The sequence below is a fragment of the Thermodesulfobacteriota bacterium genome, assembly GCA_036482575.1.
Taxonomy (GTDB): domain Bacteria; phylum Desulfobacterota; class GWC2-55-46; order GWC2-55-46; family JAUVFY01; genus JAZGJJ01.
Window position 1 is genome coordinate 1 of record JAZGJJ010000072.1, and the last position, 16,342, is coordinate 16,342.

Sequence of the window (16,342 nt, forward strand, 5' to 3'; positions counted from 1 at the left end):
GCGTGGTCTTGCCGTGGTCGACGTGGGCTATTATGGCTATGTTCCTGATCTCCTCTGGCTTCAACGGTTCCTCCTTATGTGTATGTCTATCTACGGCTAATCTGATAGGATAACACGAAACCGGGAAGAAGGCACGGGAAAACCACCTGATGCGGCTCGTCTCGGCGTCAACCGTGCGGCAGATAACGCTGCCGGACGGGACAGCTTGACTTCACCGGGGCAAAGCAGTAAAATTTTGCAGGGTCGCTACCCGGCCCGAAATCCGCCCCGCCCTCCCACACTCTTATGTCCTTTTCAGGCTACCCCCTTGACAGGGCCGGATGCCGGGTGTAGAGTTTACGGAATAAAGGAGGTGAGCGTTATGAGTTGTTATCCGTCGGGCATAGTCTATACCGAGGCTGCACAGGGCAAGTGGGAGGGCAAGGCCGGGAGCCACGCCCCGAAGGTGAGTGTCGAGGAAGGCAAGCTTACCATAAAGACCGAGCACCCGATGACCGAGCCGCACTTCATCGTCAGGCATACGCTCGTGACCGAGGCGGGAGAGGTCATAGGCGAGAAGACCTTTACCGCCGGAGACGAGGAGGCCGCGTCCGTATTCGAGCTTCCCTCGGGGGTAGAGGGGAAACTATTCGCCACGAGTTTCTGCAACCTGCACGACCTCTGGCTTACCGAAGTGAGCATCTGAACACGGGCCGTTCCGGTTGCCAAAGGAGGTGTTTGTTGGTAAGGTGAACACCGCAAAGGACAAGAACGGAGGCATCTGTCTCTTTTTTACCATACACCGTTGAAGAGGAAAGCACGCGAGGAGGAAAGAACGCATGGAAGTCGTAGACGTGAACGAAAAAACCGGGTTTTCAGAGACCTTCACCCCTCGCATATTGAGGATCGCCGCCGACTACAAGGTGCCGCTAATCTGCATGGAGCCCGGCCAGTCGATAGCGCCGCACCCGAGCGGCACGGGTGTCTTCTACATAGTAAGCGGCAAGGGGATCATGACGGTCGAGGGCGAAGAGAAAGAGGTCACGGCGGGCAACATGGTCTTCGTCGAGAAGGGCCAGACAAGAGGTATAAAGGCAACGGAAAAACTTGTCGCCTTTGCCGTGCATATGGGATAAGCCACCTGCGGTGGGGCGGTATTTCCGAAGAACCGTTACGGGCACTGGATACACGGTGGCGGAAAAGCCGCATACGCGTTAACCGTCACTGACCAAACCGTCAAGTTGTCCGTCAGACGAGGCAGACACGCATTTTGGCCCGCAGGCGTATAGTGCTATACGTCGAGGAGGCAAAATGTGCGGCTAACAAAGTCTGGCGGGCAAATCGGCGGTTTGGGGTTACCCTTTCTCCCACTCCAAAAACCTATCTATATCCTTTTTTATCGAGGCGGCGACGAAGCCGATGACCGTTGCGTCGTCCATATAGCCCACGAGCGGGATCCAGTCAGGGACTATATCGAAGGGGTTCAGGAAGTATATGATCGCCGCGGCCGCGAGCACGATGGACTTCCACGGGACTTCCCTGTAGTCGCCCCTTGCCCAGGCCTTAAGGAGCCGGAATAGCGCGCCGAGCTCGGCCCGGACCTTCACGAGCGCGGTCTTGTGCCTGTCCGCCTTCACGAGCGCGGCTTCGACGAGACGGCCCGTACTCTCCTTATCCTTTAGAAGCTCCTCGGCCTTCCTCCTGGCACGGTCCAAGCCGAGGGGTTGTTTGTTGTCCATACTTTTGTCCCCCGTTTCCGGGGCAAGAGCGACTCGGGCTTCCTGCCGCCCTCGATCCACTTGCGGTAGTAGCGCTGAAGCTCTTTCTTTGATATCTGGTGCGCCTCGCAGAGGTTCTTAATGAACTTGAATTGGGCGAGGCTCTACCTTGGCCTTGGTGCGCTCGTGCTCCTCCAGGATGGGTGTCCAGCGCTTTACGATAATCTGATGTGAGTACTGCATAGGACCTTCCTTTGGTTTGACTTTATTGTACCAAAAGAGTTACCTAATTACTGAGCATCTACAACTGTCCCCTTTTTCCCCCTGTTGGCTTGACTTCCAAAACGGTACCTGCTTACTGGTTTTGATTATGCTCAAGAAGCCTGTTTTTATGGCGTTCCTCGCTATGCAGGAATTGGGGGTACTTCCAATCCCAAAGATACTCGGGATATTGGTCTATAGACGGCTCAGCATTCCATCGAGCTGTATTCAGGTTAAATAATCCCTGGTATGTATTTACGTATATCGAGAATGCAACGGCGACCGCAATCACGATGTTGAATGCCTTGCTTTTTTTATCGATCTCACTGTAGATAATTACCAGAATAACATAGATCGCGGGAAGAATATCCAGCATTAACCTGGGGCCATAGGAGTGCCCTCCCCACCACATGGGGAATTTAGATATTGTGATGAGGTGCAATAACGGCCATGCCAACAGGATAAGAAGCGCTTTATTCTCTGAAAGAATACGCCAGCTCTTTTTGAAAAAAAACAAAGGGAATAGCATGAAAGGTGAGAAGATGAACAATCCCCTGGCAGGGCTGATAAGGCTCCCCAGGAATGCTTCGATAAAGTGCCCTCCTGATAATTTCCGAGGCAGGTAATAATCGGGAAGTAGTTGGTAGAATTCTGTCCATGAAAAAATTATGAAAATTACGAGAAACCCGCCTACCGTAGCCGCCGTTTTTATGGCGGCCTTTTCGTTAAAAGTAAAAATAATCAGGACTATGGGTGGCGACAATAGAGAAAAGGTAGGCCGGCACAGATAAGCTGAAAAAAGGAAAAATGCGATAAATCCCCATTTTGGACGTTGGTGGTTCTCATGGGCTGTCAGGGTTAATAATATTGCAAAAAGAGAGAAAAATGTCGCAAAGTCATGAGACCATAGAGCGGCTCCTAATGTGCTTGAAAGACCTGTTCCGAACCAAAAAACCGAAGATACAACTATACTGGAGGAAGTGTTTAAATATAACCTTGCTAAGAAAAAAAGCAATAAGAAGATGGCTACTGCCAGTATAGCAGCTATTACTTTTTGCGTAGGCCCTTCATCGCTGAACATGTCATAGCCAAGCGAATTTGATATTAAAACAAACGGTACTGAGAAAAGTGGTGTCCCGACGGGATAATGGTAGTATATATGGCCGTTTTTCTCTTGAACTTTATAACTGTATTTTTCTTGAGCGCTCTCATAGGAGTCAAAATAAGAGTCGAGTTTTACAGTTAAATTCCGCGATATAGACTGGCTTAACAAAAGTGACCCTTGTGGATCGCTTACGGTATGATCCACAGTGCTTTTGACGACAGTCAGGAATACCGCAACCGACATGGCTATCAAGAAAAGCAGGTGATTTATTTTTAAGTCGCTATTGCTGTGCATGCTGGGGGGGGGGTCGACCATACGCCCCGCCTTCTCCTTATCTTTTAGAAGCTCCTCGGCCTTCCTCCTGGCACGGTCTAAGCCGAGGGGTTGCTTATTGTCCATCACTCACTCCCCTTGTCCTCTCCGGGAACTCCACCAAACCCGCCATCGGGTGTGGCGGGAGTTTCAGGCAAGGTAGTATGGGCGCGCAGCTCCTCCGAGAGCTTTTCGACGGTATAGCCTTCCTTCCTCACCCGAAGGTCGTAGTAAAGTAGAATCATCATAATCGCAAAAATCGGGGGCAATATGACGCCAGCCAGCACCGTGCCTACCGCCGAAATCTTAGTCAACGCGTAAGATACAGGGTACGTTATTGCGAACATCACGACCATTACGCCCAGAACGCGCCACCAGTCGCCATCGACCAGTTTTCCGCTCCGCCGAAGGGCGTCCATGGGCTCGCAACCTTCCAGCGTCGCCGCCTGGTATATAAAGGCCCAGCGTACCATCAGATACATGGCTATGGGAAACACAATAAGAAGCGTAAAGGAGCCGCGACCTGCACTGTTTGGAGCACCCAGCACGGACACCCCTATGGCCGCGATGGGCAGCCAGAATAAAATAGCGGCCCCTACCAGAGCCTTCATCCTTTTCAAGACAAAATGGTACGCGCGCTCAACGCTTACATCCCCGCCCGTATAGTGCTCCGATACGGCGTGTATAAAAACCCCATCCATCAGAGAATTTATAACAGTAAAACCCAACATAGAGGCCGCGAACGAAATATCCCACGGCACCATATCCACAGTCTCAGGGTCAAAAGTCTCGGGGTCATAGCCGGGCGTACCGAAAACGATCTCCGGGATATAACAAACCGCCTCCACAACCGCCGCGATGGCGACGAACTTCAGGAAGTGCCTGCCGTAGACCCTGAAGGTCTCGGTCAGGAGCGGTCCTACAGTCCTCGGTCCGAGCACGTTATCCATCAGCTTCTCCATTCAACAAGGGAGGGCACAGCCAGCACTCTCCTTATCCTTTAGAAGCTCCTCGGCCTTCCTCCTGGCACGGTCCAAGCCGAGGGGTTGTTTACTCTCCATTAACTACTCCGCAGGCCCTTTGCCTTACCGTCAAAAACAGATCTATCCCCTTTACTCTTTAAAAGCTGTCCAAAACCCCGGACAGGATATGCAAAATTATATCACTCCCGCCCAATACCACATCGCCAACCACGGACGACTGTTTCCTTCTACAGAGCGCAACCAGATCTTTCCTGGAGACAAAGAACCCTTTACAACCGCTACAGCAGGATATGTTAAGGCCCTGCACGCCGCCCGGCACGAGCGTATCGACGAGACATCTCGGGCACTTCAGTAAGTTCCCGCCCGTCTCCGGCTCGAACCGAACCGCCTGACCGGGCAACTCGTCACGCTCCTCGATCATTGCCGCCCTGTAGGCCTCTATCTCCCCCCGGTCGAACCATACCCCTTCGCACCCGACGCATACGTCCACGCTGATGCCGCCATGGTTCTTTCCAGTCATTTCAGACTGACAAGAGGGACAGTACATTATCCTACCTCCAGGAGAAAATATATTTCCTTCCTGCGCTTAACGAGCCTGGAACCCCAAACCCCCAAGTTGCCCGTTGGGCGTGACTTGCCGCCCTTAAAGAACCCGAATCAGGTCGATACCCAGCGCATCCAACACCCGGGACAGGACAATGCCGTACGTCCAGTTTTCTTGCGCACGTCCGGTACGCAGCTTCTCCTGCCAGCCGCCCCATAGCAGCCCGACCGGGTTATGTTCGTAGTCGTCCGTCACTATCAGGCTGCCGCTGTCGCCGTGGGTCGAAAAGGGAATACCGCTATCGCCTACGATTAGCAGGTCCGTATAGGCGGTCACGTCCGCCTCGTCGACGAACTCATAACCAAAGGCCATAACCGTGCCGCGACGCAAGCCCGTGGTACGCCCAACGCGTAATACCCTCTGCCCGATGATGGACATGTCGTCAAGGGAGATACTCTTGACCGGGCCCAGCTTCCCGACGCCCATCATATGAGGGTTAACGTCCGCCTCGTCGAAGTCCGGCGCCAACCCGACGAAGGCGCAGTCCGCTCTGACAAACGTGTCCTGCTCGTCCACAAGCGGGCCGTACCAGTCCTCGTCCTTCACGTATTCGATTGTTTTTTCGGTAGTGCCTATGTGCGTGCCCCACGGGACAGGGTGGAAGAGCTTCTGGCCCGGTTCGATACCCACATGCATATTGGTCAGGAACCCCTTCGCGCCGGTGTCGCGCTTTTGGGCAAAGGCGCCCAGCGTTCCCATGCTGTAAGAGCCTTTATCCCGATCCACCCAGTGGGCGACCTGGGATCCGGACCAGACCTGGTCGTCCCATCCGCGCAGCCGCTCGGCCAGTTCGCCCGGAGACCTCGGTACCGGGTCCTCCTCCGCAGCCCGTTCCCCTTCCACCACGTCCAGCGCACACCACAGGCCGTCCGGCCCGTCCAACTTCTTCGGTATCAGTTGCGCGTTGGGGATCCACTTCGGGTTGATCTTCCTCGGCACGAACACGATTACAGCCGGCTGATAGCTTAGATCTCCGCCGGTCTTCTTCTTAAAGCCCAGCGCCGTCCCCAGGGTCGAGTTGATCGAATCGAGGAACTCCCGGTTGTGCGCCCGTATGCGCATAAGCTCTTTAATGGACTTCGCCTCCGCCATGTCAGCCTCCCTTCTTTCTTTTACGAAATGGATTATTCCGAAGCATAAAAACCCTTATAGTTCAACCGGAAACCCGGACATGGTCTGCCTCTCGGCCCTTCCTCCCTTTTTCACGTTTGGCAGGCGTGGGAACCCAAACCGTCAAGTTGCCCGTCAGACGAGGCGGGGGCGGATTTTGTACCGGAGGCGTATATCACCGTATACGTCGAGGAACAAAATCCGACACCAACGAAGTATCACGGGCAAATCGGCGGTTTGGCACCCTACCCGACCGGACGGTCAAGAGCCCGATACTGTATCGCCTCCGCCACGTGATGCGCTTTTATCCTCTCCTCGCCTTCCAAATCGGCAATCGTCCGCGAGACCTTGAGTATCCGGGTATAGGCGCGGGCCGAGAGGCCGAGCTTTTCCACTGCGGCTTCCAGAAGGCCCGCGCAGTCGGCGTCCACCTCGCAGAACTTCTTTATGTGGCGCGGGGCCATGTGGCTGTTGGAAAAAATCTTCTTTGCACCTTTCCCCTTAAAACGCTCGGCCTGAATGGAGCGCGCGCGGTTCACCCGCTCCTTAACAGCGGCGGACGGCTCGCCGCCCCTCTTATCGCTTAGTTCCTTATACCTTACCGCCGGCACCTCGCAGTGTATGTCTATACGGTCCAGGAGAGGCCCGGAGAGCTTCCTCCTGTAGCGGCGGACGATGAGCGGCGTGCAGTTGCACTCCCTTTGTGGGTCTCCGAGGTATCCGCACGGGCAGGGGTTCATGGCGCAGACAAGCATTATGCGCGCCGGGTAGGTTAGCGAGACGGCGGCGCGGGCTATCGTAACGACACCGTCTTCCACGGGTTGCCTTAAGACTTCCAGCACGTTCTTCTTGAACTCCGGAACTTCATCCAGGAACAAGACGCCGTTATGGGCGAGGCTCACCTCGCCGGGCCTCGGCACCTGGCCGCCGCCTATGAGGCCCGCATCCGAGATGGTATGGTGCGGGGAGCGGAAGGGCCTTTCCGTTACGAGCACGCCGCTCAAGACCCCGGCGACGCTGTGGACCTTTGTCGTCTCTATGGCCTCTTCTATGCCGATGTCCGGCAGGATGGTGGGGAAGCGTTTGGAGAGCATGGTCTTACCCGAGCCGGGTGGGCCTATCATGATAACGTTATGGCCTCCGGCGGCCGCGACCTCCAGGGCGCGTTTAACGTGCTCCTGCCCCTTCACGTCCGTCATGTCGAGGAGGTCTTTGTCTTCGCGCTTGAAGTAAGCGGCGGCGTCCACGCTGGCGGCGTCTACTTCGACCTCCCCGTTCATGAACTCCACGAGCTCGGCGAGGCTCTTCAGACCGAAGACCTCGACACCTTCGACCAGCGCCGCCTCCTCCCGGTTTCCGAACGGTAGGAGGAGTTTCTTCTTAAGCTCCTTCGCAAGGACGGCCACCGGCAGCGCGCCGCGTACCGCCCTTATCGAGCCGTCGAGCGAGAGCTCGCCGAGCATTATATAGTCGTCGAGGTTTTTATTCTTTATAAGGCCCTGGGCCTTCAAGATGCCGACGGCCACGGGCAGGTCGAACGTGGTGCCTTCTTTTTTTATGTCGGCCGGGGCGAGGTTGACGGTGATGCGGCTTACGGGGAAGGTGTAGCCTGAGTTCTTTATGGCCGAGCGGACCCGGTCCTTACTCTCCTTTACGGCGTTATCCGGAAGCCCGACGGTGGAAAACGACGGCAACCCCCGGGCGAGGTCCACTTCGACCTCCACCTGCCGGGCGTCTATCCCTATTACCGCGCTTGAGAGTATTTTCGAGAGCATTGTCACCTCGGCTTAAGGTTGGCGACGTAAAATACAGGATTTGATTTTAACAGGAAAGGATGGTTGTAACAAGATAAAACCCGCGTTTGCGAAGGCGGGATCGAGAAATCAACGTGCCCGGCAGGCCTCCGTTCACCCTTCGAGAGCCTCAGGGCGAACGGGGAGGGGATAGGACGGAGTTATTGTTGTCCGTCACGGACCCAAACCGTCAAGTTTCCCGTCAGACGAGGCAGACGCACATTTTGGCCCGCAGGCGTATATTGATATACGTTGAGGAGCCAAAATGTGCGGCTAACGCGGTATGGCGGCCACCTGCGGTGGGGCAGTTACCGGTATCGTAGAACCATAACGAACATTATTGCAGATGCGGTTCGTTTCCCCGTTAACCGTGCGGCAGCACAAAATCGACGGTTTAGAGCCTCAGCGTTTTCTGCCTTTGCTGAGGCTCTCACGAAAATACTCGTTCACGTTGTCGAGGGCGCAAAAACTCCCGCACATGGTGCAGGTCGAGGGCTCCTCGGGCATGCGGCTTTCTCTTATCTCGCGCGCCCGCTCGCCGAAGAGGCCGAGCCTGGACTGGGCGTCCCAGTCGAGGTCTCTCCGGGCCTTGCTCATCTCCATGTCGCGCCCGCTGCGGCCGAGCTTTACCATGTCCCCGGCGTGGGCGGCTATCCTTGAGGCCCTCACCCCCTCGACCACGTCCTCTTTGGACGGGAGTGCGAGGTGTTCGGCCGGTGTAACGTAACAGATAAGGTCCGCACCATAACGAGCGGCCTCGGCCGCGCCTATAGCCGCCGAGATATGGTCGTAGCCCGCGGCGATGTCGGTTACGAGCGGCCCGAGCACGTAGAACGGGGCGTCCGCGCTCATCCGCTTCTGAAGTTTTACGTTGGCCTCTATGTCGTCGAGCGGCAGGTGCCCCGGGCCCTCGCACATCATCTGGCAGCCCATATCCTGCCCGATTTCGGCGAGCTCGCAGTTTATTACGAGCTCCTGGACCTGCGCCCTGTCGAGACTGTCATGCACGGCCCCGGCCCGGAGGCCGTTACCGAGGCTCAGGACGCAGTCGTATTTTTTAAGTATCTCCACCACCCGGTCGAACTTCTCGTAGAGCGGGTTCTCCTTATTGTTGCTCATCATCCAGCCCACCATGTAGGAACCGCCTCGTGACACGAGCCCGCCGTAGCGGTAGCCCTGCCTTTCGAGCCGCTCGATCGTAAGGCGATTTATCCCGCAGTGTACGGCCATGAACGATATGCCGTCCGCGCACTGCCTCTCCAGCACGTCGAAGAGGAGCTCTTCGTCGAGCTTGTTCGGGTCGTGGTATTTTTCTATCGCCTCGGCGAAGGCCTGGTAGAGCGGCACGCTCCCGACCGGGAGCGAAACAGCCGCGAGGACCTCTTTCCTTATACTGTCGAGATCGCCGCCGACCGAAAGCTCCATAAGGGTGTCGGCCCCGGCACGCTCGGCGGCCTGCGCCTTCTCCACCTCGGCCGCGGCGTCGACAATGTCGGAAGACGTGCCGATGCTCGCGTTGACCTTTGTCCTGAGCCCCTTGCCTATGGCGACGGGCTTCGCAGGGCGATTGGTGTTACTGAGGATAACGGCCTTGCCCCCGGCCACCACGTCCCGGATACATTCGGGATGTACGCCCTCACCGAGCGCCGCCTCCTTCATCTCTTTCGTAACAATGCCATTCCTTGCCGACTCTATCTGCGTCATACCTCTCCTCTCATCCGAAGTTATTGCACGCCTCGATAAACCCTTTCGCGAATCCGGGGTTGCTCGCGAAGTGGAGGTGCACGTAGCTCGCGAGTGTGTTTTTAATCGTATAGCCCTCGGCGCCGGTGTAGGCCCTTTTTACCAGCCGCGGGGGGGGGCTTATATCCGAGTAGCGGTGCTCGTGCCCGCGTATCTTCGCGCCCGCCTTCAGGAACGGACAGCCGCTGCGTGCCGTTACCTCCCTGTAGCCGAGACCTTTTAGTTTCCTGTCCATCTTCGTTATCCACGGAAACAACCCCGCCATCGCATGGCTCTTGCCGTTAGTATCCTTAAGGCCCTTTCCAAGATAGATCATCCCCCCGCACTCGGCGTAGACCGGAAGCCCCGAGAGGGCCGCCGTCTTAAGCTCCTTCCTGAGCGCGGTGTTGGCCGAAAGAGAGCGCGCGTGCAACTCCGGGTAGCCGCCGCCGAGGTAGACGCCCCGCGCGCCTTTGGGAATCCTTTTATCCTTAAGAGGGCTGAAGAAAACTATCTTTGCCCCGTGGCCTTCGAGCAGTTCTAAATTTTCCCGGTAGTAGAAGCAGAAGGCGTCGTCGCGAGCCACAGCAATGGTTACGGCTATGGTCACGGCGGGGTTTTTCTTTCCGGTACTTACCCTGGGAGGAGTACGGACCTTTTTTGCGGCCTTCAATAACCCTTCGAGGTCGATATTTGCCTCGGCGAGCTTCGCCCCCCTCGTTAAAAACTTTTTCCAGTCGCCCTTTTTTATGTCGCCCTTGGTAACGAGCCCGAGGTGCCTCTCCGGAAGTTTTATTTCCTTATCCCTCGGGATGCAGCCAAAGACCTTAACCCGCGCGCCCTTCTCGACCGCGTCCTTTAGCATATTAAAATGCCGCTCGCTCCCGACACGGTTAAAGATAACGCCCGCGAGTTTCAGCTCCGGGTCGAACCCTTTAAAGCCGCTTACAAGTGCGGCGGCGCTCGCGGACATGCCCGAGCCGTCGACCACGAGCACGACCGGAAGGCCGAGCGTCTTCGCCAGATGCGCCGTGCTGCCCGGACCACTTTTTTTTCGATTACCTGCCTTACCATCGAAAAGCCCCATGACCCCTTCGACGATACCGACGTCCGCGCCGTGCATGGCGCGGGCGAAAGTCTCCCTCACCCGCGAAGGGCCCATCATCCACGTGTCGAGGTTATAGGAAGCTCTGCCGGAAAGGGCCGAGTGGTAGCCCGTGTCTATGTAGTCCGGACCCGCCTTGAAGGGCTGGACCGCAAGCCCTCTCTTCCCAAAGGCCTCCATAAGGCCGAGCGTAACGGTAGTCTTGCCCGCGCCCGAAGAGGGGGCGGCTATTACAAAGGCGGACGGAAAGGGGCGCGCTCTTTTAGCCATCTTTTTTATCCACCCGCCACCCCCCTCTTCAGTAATGCACCATCGTGCCCATCTCCTGGTTGGGGCCTCCGTTAAGGAGCTTCACCACCCTGCCCCCGTCGTCGAAGTAGTCTATGACGTTCAGGCAGCCGTAGTCCTGCTCTACACGGAAAAAATTCTCCAGCGGCAGACCCATGGCCTCGCAGAGTATCACGCGGTTGACCCCGCCGTGGAGCACCATGCAGACGCTCTCGCCCCTGTGTTTATCCACTATGGCGTCAAGGGCCGGAAGGACGCGAGAGCGAAGGTCGACCAGGCTCTCGCCCCCTTTTATCCTGTCACCTGCGAGTTTACTGAAGGTGAAGTGGGCCTCCTCGGGATACTTCCCGGCTGCCTCCTCCCTCGTAAGGCCCTCCCACCTTCCGAGATGCAGCTCCCTGAAGGCCGGGACTTTCTCGGGCTCGAGGCCGAGCCTAGCGCCTATGGTCTCCGCCCCCTTTACGGCCCTTAGAAGGTCGCTCGAATAAACGGAGGTGACGGAGGAGCCGGCGAGGTGGTCGGCCAGGCGCTCCATCTGATCGAGCCCCTCCTCGGTTACGTCAACGTCCGTGTGGCCGTTGTAGCGGAACTCGTGGTGGTTTACGACCTGCCCGTGGCGGACGAGGTATATGCGCGTGGCGTCCATGGTTTAAGCGCCCGCAAGCGCAAGTACCGCCAGGAGGAAGAGGACCTCTCCCGCTTCGCTCTGGAAGCCGAAGACGTCTCCGGTGATACCTCCGAGCCTTCTCTTGAAGAAGACGGTCAGCCCGTAAGTAAACGCCGCTATACCGGCCAGCACGATAAAGGCCGCCGGTCCGAAGAAGATGCCCGACAGGAAGACCACCACTACCGTCGCCATAAGGAGGCTTTCGGCCGGGCATCCCGTAAAGGCCTTGCCGAGCCCCTCGCCCTCCCTGGCGTAAGTGCCCCAGAACGACATCGGGACCATCGACCAGCGGCCTACCATCGGGAAGAGCAGAAGGGCCGGGGCCCTCGCATCCCCCGGCAGCGCCGCTATGCAGAGATACTTTATCAGGAGAAGGAGCACCACGGCCGCGACCCCCACGGCCCCCGCGCTCCCGTCGCGCATTATACGCAGCCGGTCTTCGGGGGTGGCCCCTCCGGCAAGGCCGTCCACGGTGTCCGTAAAGCCGTCTATGTGGAGCCCGCCGCTGGTAAGAAGGAGTATCGCCAGAAGGATCGCGCTCGCCACACTTACCGGCAGCCCCATGACGTTATGCAGTACGACGTCGGAAGCGACCAGTAAACCACCCTGCAGCGCGCCGACGAACGGGAAGAGCGCCATGGAGCGGGCCGCCTCCCCGGGCTCCATCTTTATCTCCCTCCTTACGGGGAAGACGGTCAGGAATTGCAGTACCAGCAGGACGTGGTTCATCTGTCACTCTCGGACACCCCGGCGTCGCCGAAGGTGGCCATCTCGTTATATATCCTGACCCCGGCCTCCAGGAGATATATCCCCATTGCCGCGCCCGTCCCCTCCCCGAGCCGCATCTCCAGGTCCAGAAGGGGTTTCAGACCCATCCTCTCGAGCATCACCGCGTGCCCCCTCTCCACCGAATTATGCGAGGCGAAGAGGTAGTCCTTTACCTCGGGCTTAAGCTCCGCGGCCACCAGCGCGCCCGCGGTGGAGATAAAGCCGTCTACCATAACCGGCACCCTCCTTGCGGCCGCGCCGAGAACGAGGCCGGTTATCCCGGCTATCTCCGCCCCGCCGACCTTTGCAAGAACGCTCATCGGGTCTGTGGGGTCCGGAGAGTTAAACTCGATAGCCTCCTCTATGACTTTCACCTTGTGGTCGAAAACCTTATCGTCTATACCGGTCCCCCTGCCTGTGACCTCCCTTACGGGGAGTCCGGAAAAGACCGCCGCCATGGCGCTTGCCGGGGTGGTGTTGGCTATACCCATCTCTCCGGTGCCGAAGACCGCACCCGGAGCGGCGTACTCGCAGGCGAGCTCTATCCCCACCTCCACCGAGCGGCGCGTCTCCTCGGGCGTCATGGCCGGACCGGTACGGATGTTGGCCGTGCCGTTTATGACCTTTCTCTTTATAAGCTCTCCCGCCGCCTCGCCGTCGAACTCGAACTCCACCCCTATGTCCACCACCTTTACCTCGCAGCCGGCGTGGTCCGCGAGCACGTTTATCCCGGCCCCGCCCCGGAGGAAGTTAAGGACCATCTGCGTGGTGACCTCTTTGGGGAAGGCAGATACACCCTCGGCCGCCACGCCGTGGTCTCCGGCGAACGTAAAGATTATCTTTCTGGTTACGGCGGGCTGTGTGGAGCCGCTTATGGCCACGGCCCTTCGGGCGAGCTCTTCGAGCCTGCCGAGGCTGCCCCGGGGCTTGGTGAGGTTGTCGAGCCTCTTCTGCGCCGCGCCGAGGAGGGCGTTATCGACGGGCCCTATGGCGTCAAGAGTTTCCTTTATGGTCATGGTCGTGATCGTGTGCATGGTCGTGCGAATGGTCGTGGTCGTGTGCATGGTCATGCGTGTCGCCATGGTCATGGTCATGCGCATCGCCGTGGCCATGGTCGTGCGTGCACTCCTCCCCGGAAAACCTGCACGCCACGCGCTCGCCCATGGTGCCGCCAATGACCGCGCAACCTACCATGAACAGTATGGAGCCAAGGGTCATGGGATCCTTGGCCGACTTCGCTAAGACCATGAATGCGGGCGTCAGGACCACTATAAACCCCATGAGCGCCCCCCTCCGTCCGGCTATGACCCCCGCCACCAGGCCGGAGAGGACCGCCACGATGGGGGCCATGACGAGGTTTGAAAAGGTCGTCGCCCCGGGGAGGGCCTTATCGAAGAGCTCCCGGTTCGCCTTGATGAAGGCATCGCTCTCCTCGGCCGTCCTGCCCTTGAAGAACTCGGCAGTGAACTTGCCGTAAGGCGTTATCTCAAAATAGCCCAGCACCCAGCAGAGCCCTATGTAGAAAAACAGAAAGAAGAGCGTCCCCGTAAAGAGAGACGCGAAGTTCCTTACCGTAAGCATATCCTTGATCATATCCTTCATTTCATCTTCACCGGCAGGCCTGCGGATATAAAGAACACCTCGTCGGCGGCCTCCGCCATTGCCTGGTTTACCAGCCCCGAGAGGTCCCGGAACCTCCGGGCAAGTTTGTTCCTGGGGACGATCCCCTGTCCAAGTTCACCCGAGACGGCCACGACCGTGGCCCACGTGTCGCGGGACAACCTTGCGAGCCCTTCGGCCTCCTCCATTATCTCCGAGTCGCTCATGCCTTCCTCCACCAGGTTGGAAAGCCACAGCGTAATGCAGTCTATGAGGACGACGGCGAACTCGTTATTCTCCCTTACAAAGTCCCTTACCCGTATCGGCTCTTCAATGGTAACCCACTTTATCTTCTCCCCTCCCCCCCCTCCCCCCCCCGCCCGGGCCTTCTTATGCTCCTTTATCCTCTCCGCCATCTCTTTATCGCGCGCCGTCGCGGTCGCCACGTACGCCCTTGAGTCGTCGGGGCTTACGCCCTTGAGCTTCCCTGCGAGCTCCAGCGCGAAGCGGCTCTTACCGCTCCTGGCCCCGCCGAGCACGAAGATGGACTTCCCGCCGCCGCGCTTCAATACTCGATACCCTTCCTCGCCTTGACGCCTCCGTCATAGGGGTGCTTTATCTTGAGCATCTCGGTTACGTAGTCCGCCCTCTTCACGAGTTCCACCGGCGCGTCCCTGCCGGTGAGCACGACTTCCAGGCACTCCGGCCTGGCGTCGAGCAGGTCCAGTACCTCCTCGACGCTTATAAAGCCGCCGTTTACGGCCCCCATGAGCTCGTCGAGCACGAGAAGGTCGAAGTCGTCGCCCATCTTCTCACTGGCGCGTTCGAAGAGACCCCTCACCGAAGCCCTCACCTTCTCGATATCGGTATCCTTGCCGGTAAAGATCGGGTGCCTCACCTCCGAGCGTATGAGCTCGATGGCCGGGATGTCCTCCCTTATGATATCCTTCTCGCCGGACGGGTCGCCCTCGAGCTTGAAGAACTGGACGAAGAGGACCTTCATGCCGTGACCGGCCGCGCGTATGGCCAGCCCCAGCGAGGCGGACGTCTTCCCCTTGCCCTCACCCGTATAGATATGAACGAGCCCTTTTTCCACCGCCATGACTCACTCCCCCCTAATCACTTCGAACCGTCCCCGGTCGGGTCAACTGCACACAACGTCATAAAATAGCTACGCATACAGCGCGTCAGAACAAAGCAGACCGAGACGCGACGAAGGCGAGAAGTGAGGCGTACTGATGGTACGCCGCAACGACGAGCCGAGGAGCAACGAAGGTATGCGAAGTTATGGCGCGCTGTATGAAAAGACCCATCCCCCGTTGCACAGGACGGGCCGCTGCGGCAACTCTTAACGGCTATAAGTTACCAACTTTGGGCGACGCGCGTCAAGCCAATTCCGCCATATGGTCCCTTACCCCCAACTCGGTTCAGCTTGACCTGGATACGCACTAAGTGATAGTTTCATCGAAGGATCGTAATCATGCCCTCGGTAAAGATCGATATCGACATAAAGGCGGCTGCCGAAGACGTCTTCGACCTCATTACGAAGGTCGAGGAGTTCGGCAGATATTCGGGGCTCATACGCGAGGTAAGGAAACTCTCCCCCGGCGTATACCGTTGGGAGGTGGAGTTCCTGGGCGTGGCGGCCCGTTGGGAGGCCGAGGTCTCGGCCTCCGAGAGGCCCCGCTACTTCGCCTGGCGCTCGGTGAGCGGGCTCTACAACACCGGCAGCTACACGCTTGAGACCGGGGACGGCGAAACGCACGTCACCTTCGAGATGGAGTACCGCCTCTCCGGCACCCTCATGGAACTCCTCACCGCCCCGGTGCTCTCGCACGTGATAACGCGCGTCCACAAAGAGGTCCTCGGGAACGTAAAGAAAGAGTTGGAGAAGTAGGCAACGATGCCCGACGGGCCGGACCTCACCCTTCTGTCACTTTTATCACTTACTGCTTGACATTCTACGCAATGTCGAATATAATCTACCGCATGGGCAAGTACACCCAAAAAACGTTCAGGGCCTCGGGCTCGGGGCTCGGCAAGGTGCTCGGCCACCTCGAAGAGGAGGTCATGGCCGTACTCTGGACCAGGGGCGAAGCCACGGGCAAGGAGGTCCTCGCCGAACTCACGCGCTCGCGCAAGATAGCCTTTACCACCGTACTTACGGTAATCGAAAGGCTCGCCAGGAAGGGGCTCCTGAAGAGGGACAGGCGCGAAGACGGCTACCACGTAAGCCCGGTCTACTCGAAGGACGAGTTCGCGGCCATGGTCTCAAGGGAGGTGCTCGACGGCGTGGTGGAGCTCTCGAGCTCTCAGGCCGTTGCCTCC

General features: G+C 58.0%; 18 protein-coding genes. 4 read left to right on the forward strand and 14 right to left on the reverse strand.

What is annotated here, in order from left to right; all coding sequences use genetic code 11:
• The first annotated feature begins 361 nt into the window (after positions 1 to 361).
• Both V3W31_03090 and V3W31_03095 read left to right on the forward strand, forming a co-directional pair.
• The gene (locus tag V3W31_03090) at positions 362 to 685 is read left to right on the forward strand and encodes a desulfoferrodoxin family protein (GenBank protein MEE9613924.1); all 324 of its coding nucleotides are present in this window, start codon (positions 362 to 364) and stop codon (positions 683 to 685) included.
• Between the two features lie 133 nt (positions 686 to 818).
• On the forward strand, positions 819 to 1,115 hold the full coding sequence (locus V3W31_03095; protein MEE9613925.1) for a cupin domain-containing protein: 297 nt from the start codon (positions 819 to 821) through the stop codon (positions 1,113 to 1,115).
• Positions 1,116 to 1,334: 219 nt separating this feature from the next.
• Here the strand turns inward: V3W31_03095 and V3W31_03100 are convergent, their stop codons facing one another.
• From V3W31_03100 to V3W31_03165, 14 genes are all read right to left on the reverse strand, one after another.
• Positions 1,335 to 1,718, reverse strand: a complete 384-nt coding sequence (locus V3W31_03100) for a DUF1232 domain-containing protein (protein MEE9613926.1) — start codon at positions 1,716 to 1,718, stop codon at positions 1,335 to 1,337.
• Between the two features lie 334 nt (positions 1,719 to 2,052).
• A complete protein-coding gene (locus V3W31_03105) occupies positions 2,053 to 3,462 on the reverse strand; it encodes a glycosyltransferase family 39 protein (protein MEE9613927.1) in 1,410 nt (469 codons plus the stop codon).
• A complete protein-coding gene (locus tag V3W31_03110) occupies positions 3,462 to 4,337 on the reverse strand; it encodes a hypothetical protein (GenBank protein ID MEE9613928.1) in 876 nt (291 codons plus the stop codon). Before V3W31_03110 ends, V3W31_03105 begins: the two co-directional genes overlap by 1 nt.
• Before the next feature lie 157 nt (positions 4,338 to 4,494).
• A complete protein-coding gene (locus V3W31_03115; GenBank protein ID MEE9613929.1) occupies positions 4,495 to 4,905 on the reverse strand; it encodes a zf-TFIIB domain-containing protein in 411 nt (136 codons plus the stop codon).
• Positions 4,906 to 5,001: 96 nt separating this feature from the next.
• Positions 5,002 to 6,054 (reverse strand): hypothetical protein, encoded by a 1,053-nt coding sequence (locus V3W31_03120; GenBank protein MEE9613930.1) that lies wholly within the window; start codon positions 6,052 to 6,054, stop codon positions 5,002 to 5,004.
• Positions 6,055 to 6,317: 263 nt separating this feature from the next.
• Positions 6,318 to 7,847 (reverse strand): YifB family Mg chelatase-like AAA ATPase, encoded by a 1,530-nt coding sequence (locus V3W31_03125; GenBank protein ID MEE9613931.1) that lies wholly within the window; start codon positions 7,845 to 7,847, stop codon positions 6,318 to 6,320.
• Positions 7,848 to 8,267: 420 nt separating this feature from the next.
• Positions 8,268 to 9,569 carry a phosphomethylpyrimidine synthase ThiC gene (gene thiC / locus V3W31_03130; protein ID MEE9613932.1) on the reverse strand — a complete coding sequence of 434 codons (1,302 nt, stop codon included), beginning with the start codon at positions 9,567 to 9,569 and terminating at the stop codon, positions 8,268 to 8,270.
• A 10-nt stretch (positions 9,570 to 9,579) separates the two neighbouring features.
• Complete coding sequence (locus V3W31_03135) at positions 9,580 to 10,962, reverse strand: cobyrinate a,c-diamide synthase (protein ID MEE9613933.1); 1,383 nt, start codon at positions 10,960 to 10,962, stop codon at positions 9,580 to 9,582.
• Positions 10,963 to 10,990: 28 nt separating this feature from the next.
• On the reverse strand, positions 10,991 to 11,626 hold the full coding sequence (locus V3W31_03140; protein MEE9613934.1) for a histidine phosphatase family protein: 636 nt from the start codon (positions 11,624 to 11,626) through the stop codon (positions 10,991 to 10,993).
• A gap of 3 nt (positions 11,627 to 11,629) precedes the next feature.
• Positions 11,630 to 12,376 (reverse strand): adenosylcobinamide-GDP ribazoletransferase, encoded by a 747-nt coding sequence (locus V3W31_03145; protein MEE9613935.1) that lies wholly within the window; start codon positions 12,374 to 12,376, stop codon positions 11,630 to 11,632.
• Positions 12,373 to 13,431: a nicotinate-nucleotide--dimethylbenzimidazole phosphoribosyltransferase gene (cobT, locus tag V3W31_03150; GenBank protein MEE9613936.1), complete on the reverse strand. Its 1,059-nt coding sequence runs from the start codon at positions 13,429 to 13,431 to the stop codon at positions 12,373 to 12,375. The genes V3W31_03145 and cobT overlap by 4 nt, the downstream gene beginning before the upstream one ends.
• On the reverse strand, positions 13,409 to 14,017 hold the full coding sequence (locus V3W31_03155) for a hypothetical protein (GenBank protein ID MEE9613937.1): 609 nt from the start codon (positions 14,015 to 14,017) through the stop codon (positions 13,409 to 13,411). The genes cobT and V3W31_03155 overlap by 23 nt, the downstream gene beginning before the upstream one ends.
• Entirely contained in the window at positions 14,014 to 14,583 is a 570-nt protein-coding gene (gene cobU / locus V3W31_03160) for a bifunctional adenosylcobinamide kinase/adenosylcobinamide-phosphate guanylyltransferase (protein MEE9613938.1), read from the reverse strand. Before cobU ends, V3W31_03155 begins: the two co-directional genes overlap by 4 nt.
• Positions 14,580 to 15,116 carry a cob(I)yrinic acid a,c-diamide adenosyltransferase gene (locus V3W31_03165; GenBank protein MEE9613939.1) on the reverse strand — a complete coding sequence of 179 codons (537 nt, stop codon included), beginning with the start codon at positions 15,114 to 15,116 and terminating at the stop codon, positions 14,580 to 14,582. Before V3W31_03165 ends, cobU begins: the two co-directional genes overlap by 4 nt.
• Before the next feature lie 378 nt (positions 15,117 to 15,494).
• On the opposite strand from V3W31_03165, the gene V3W31_03170 reads away from it, so the two are divergent.
• Complete coding sequence (locus tag V3W31_03170) at positions 15,495 to 15,911, forward strand: SRPBCC family protein (protein MEE9613940.1); 417 nt, start codon at positions 15,495 to 15,497, stop codon at positions 15,909 to 15,911.
• 71 nt (positions 15,912 to 15,982) lie between these two features.
• A partial coding sequence (locus V3W31_03175; protein MEE9613941.1) for a BlaI/MecI/CopY family transcriptional regulator occupies positions 15,983 to 16,342 on the forward strand: 360 nt, incomplete at its 3' end.

Coding starts and splice junctions, on each gene's coding strand:
- V3W31_03115 (MEE9613929.1), bottom strand. CDS start 4,905: ATGTACTGTCCCTCTTGTCAGTCTGAAATGACTGGAAAGAACCATGGC.
- V3W31_03120 (MEE9613930.1), bottom strand. CDS start 6,054: ATGGCGGAGGCGAAGTCCATTAAAGAGCTTATGCGCATACGGGCGCAC.
- V3W31_03135 (MEE9613933.1), bottom strand. CDS start 10,962: ATGGCTAAAAGAGCGCGCCCCTTTCCGTCCGCCTTTGTAATAGCCGCC.
- V3W31_03100 (MEE9613926.1), bottom strand. CDS start 1,718: ATGGACAACAAACAACCCCTCGGCTTGGACCGTGCCAGGAGGAAGGCC.
- V3W31_03105 (MEE9613927.1), bottom strand. CDS start 3,462: ATGGACAATAAGCAACCCCTCGGCTTAGACCGTGCCAGGAGGAAGGCC.
- V3W31_03170 (MEE9613940.1), top strand. CDS start 15,495: ATGCCCTCGGTAAAGATCGATATCGACATAAAGGCGGCTGCCGAAGAC.
- V3W31_03110 (MEE9613928.1), bottom strand. CDS start 4,337: ATGGAGAAGCTGATGGATAACGTGCTCGGACCGAGGACTGTAGGACCG.
- V3W31_03165 (MEE9613939.1), bottom strand. CDS start 15,116: ATGGCGGTGGAAAAAGGGCTCGTTCATATCTATACGGGTGAGGGCAAG.
- V3W31_03145 (MEE9613935.1), bottom strand. CDS start 12,376: ATGAACCACGTCCTGCTGGTACTGCAATTCCTGACCGTCTTCCCCGTA.
- V3W31_03140 (MEE9613934.1), bottom strand. CDS start 11,626: ATGGACGCCACGCGCATATACCTCGTCCGCCACGGGCAGGTCGTAAAC.
- V3W31_03090 (MEE9613924.1), top strand. CDS start 362: ATGAGTTGTTATCCGTCGGGCATAGTCTATACCGAGGCTGCACAGGGC.
- thiC (MEE9613932.1), bottom strand. CDS start 9,569: ATGACGCAGATAGAGTCGGCAAGGAATGGCATTGTTACGAAAGAGATG.
- V3W31_03095 (MEE9613925.1), top strand. CDS start 819: ATGGAAGTCGTAGACGTGAACGAAAAAACCGGGTTTTCAGAGACCTTC.
- V3W31_03125 (MEE9613931.1), bottom strand. CDS start 7,847: ATGCTCTCGAAAATACTCTCAAGCGCGGTAATAGGGATAGACGCCCGG.
- cobT (MEE9613936.1), bottom strand. CDS start 13,431: ATGACCATAAAGGAAACTCTTGACGCCATAGGGCCCGTCGATAACGCC.
- V3W31_03155 (MEE9613937.1), bottom strand. CDS start 14,017: ATGAAGGATATGATCAAGGATATGCTTACGGTAAGGAACTTCGCGTCT.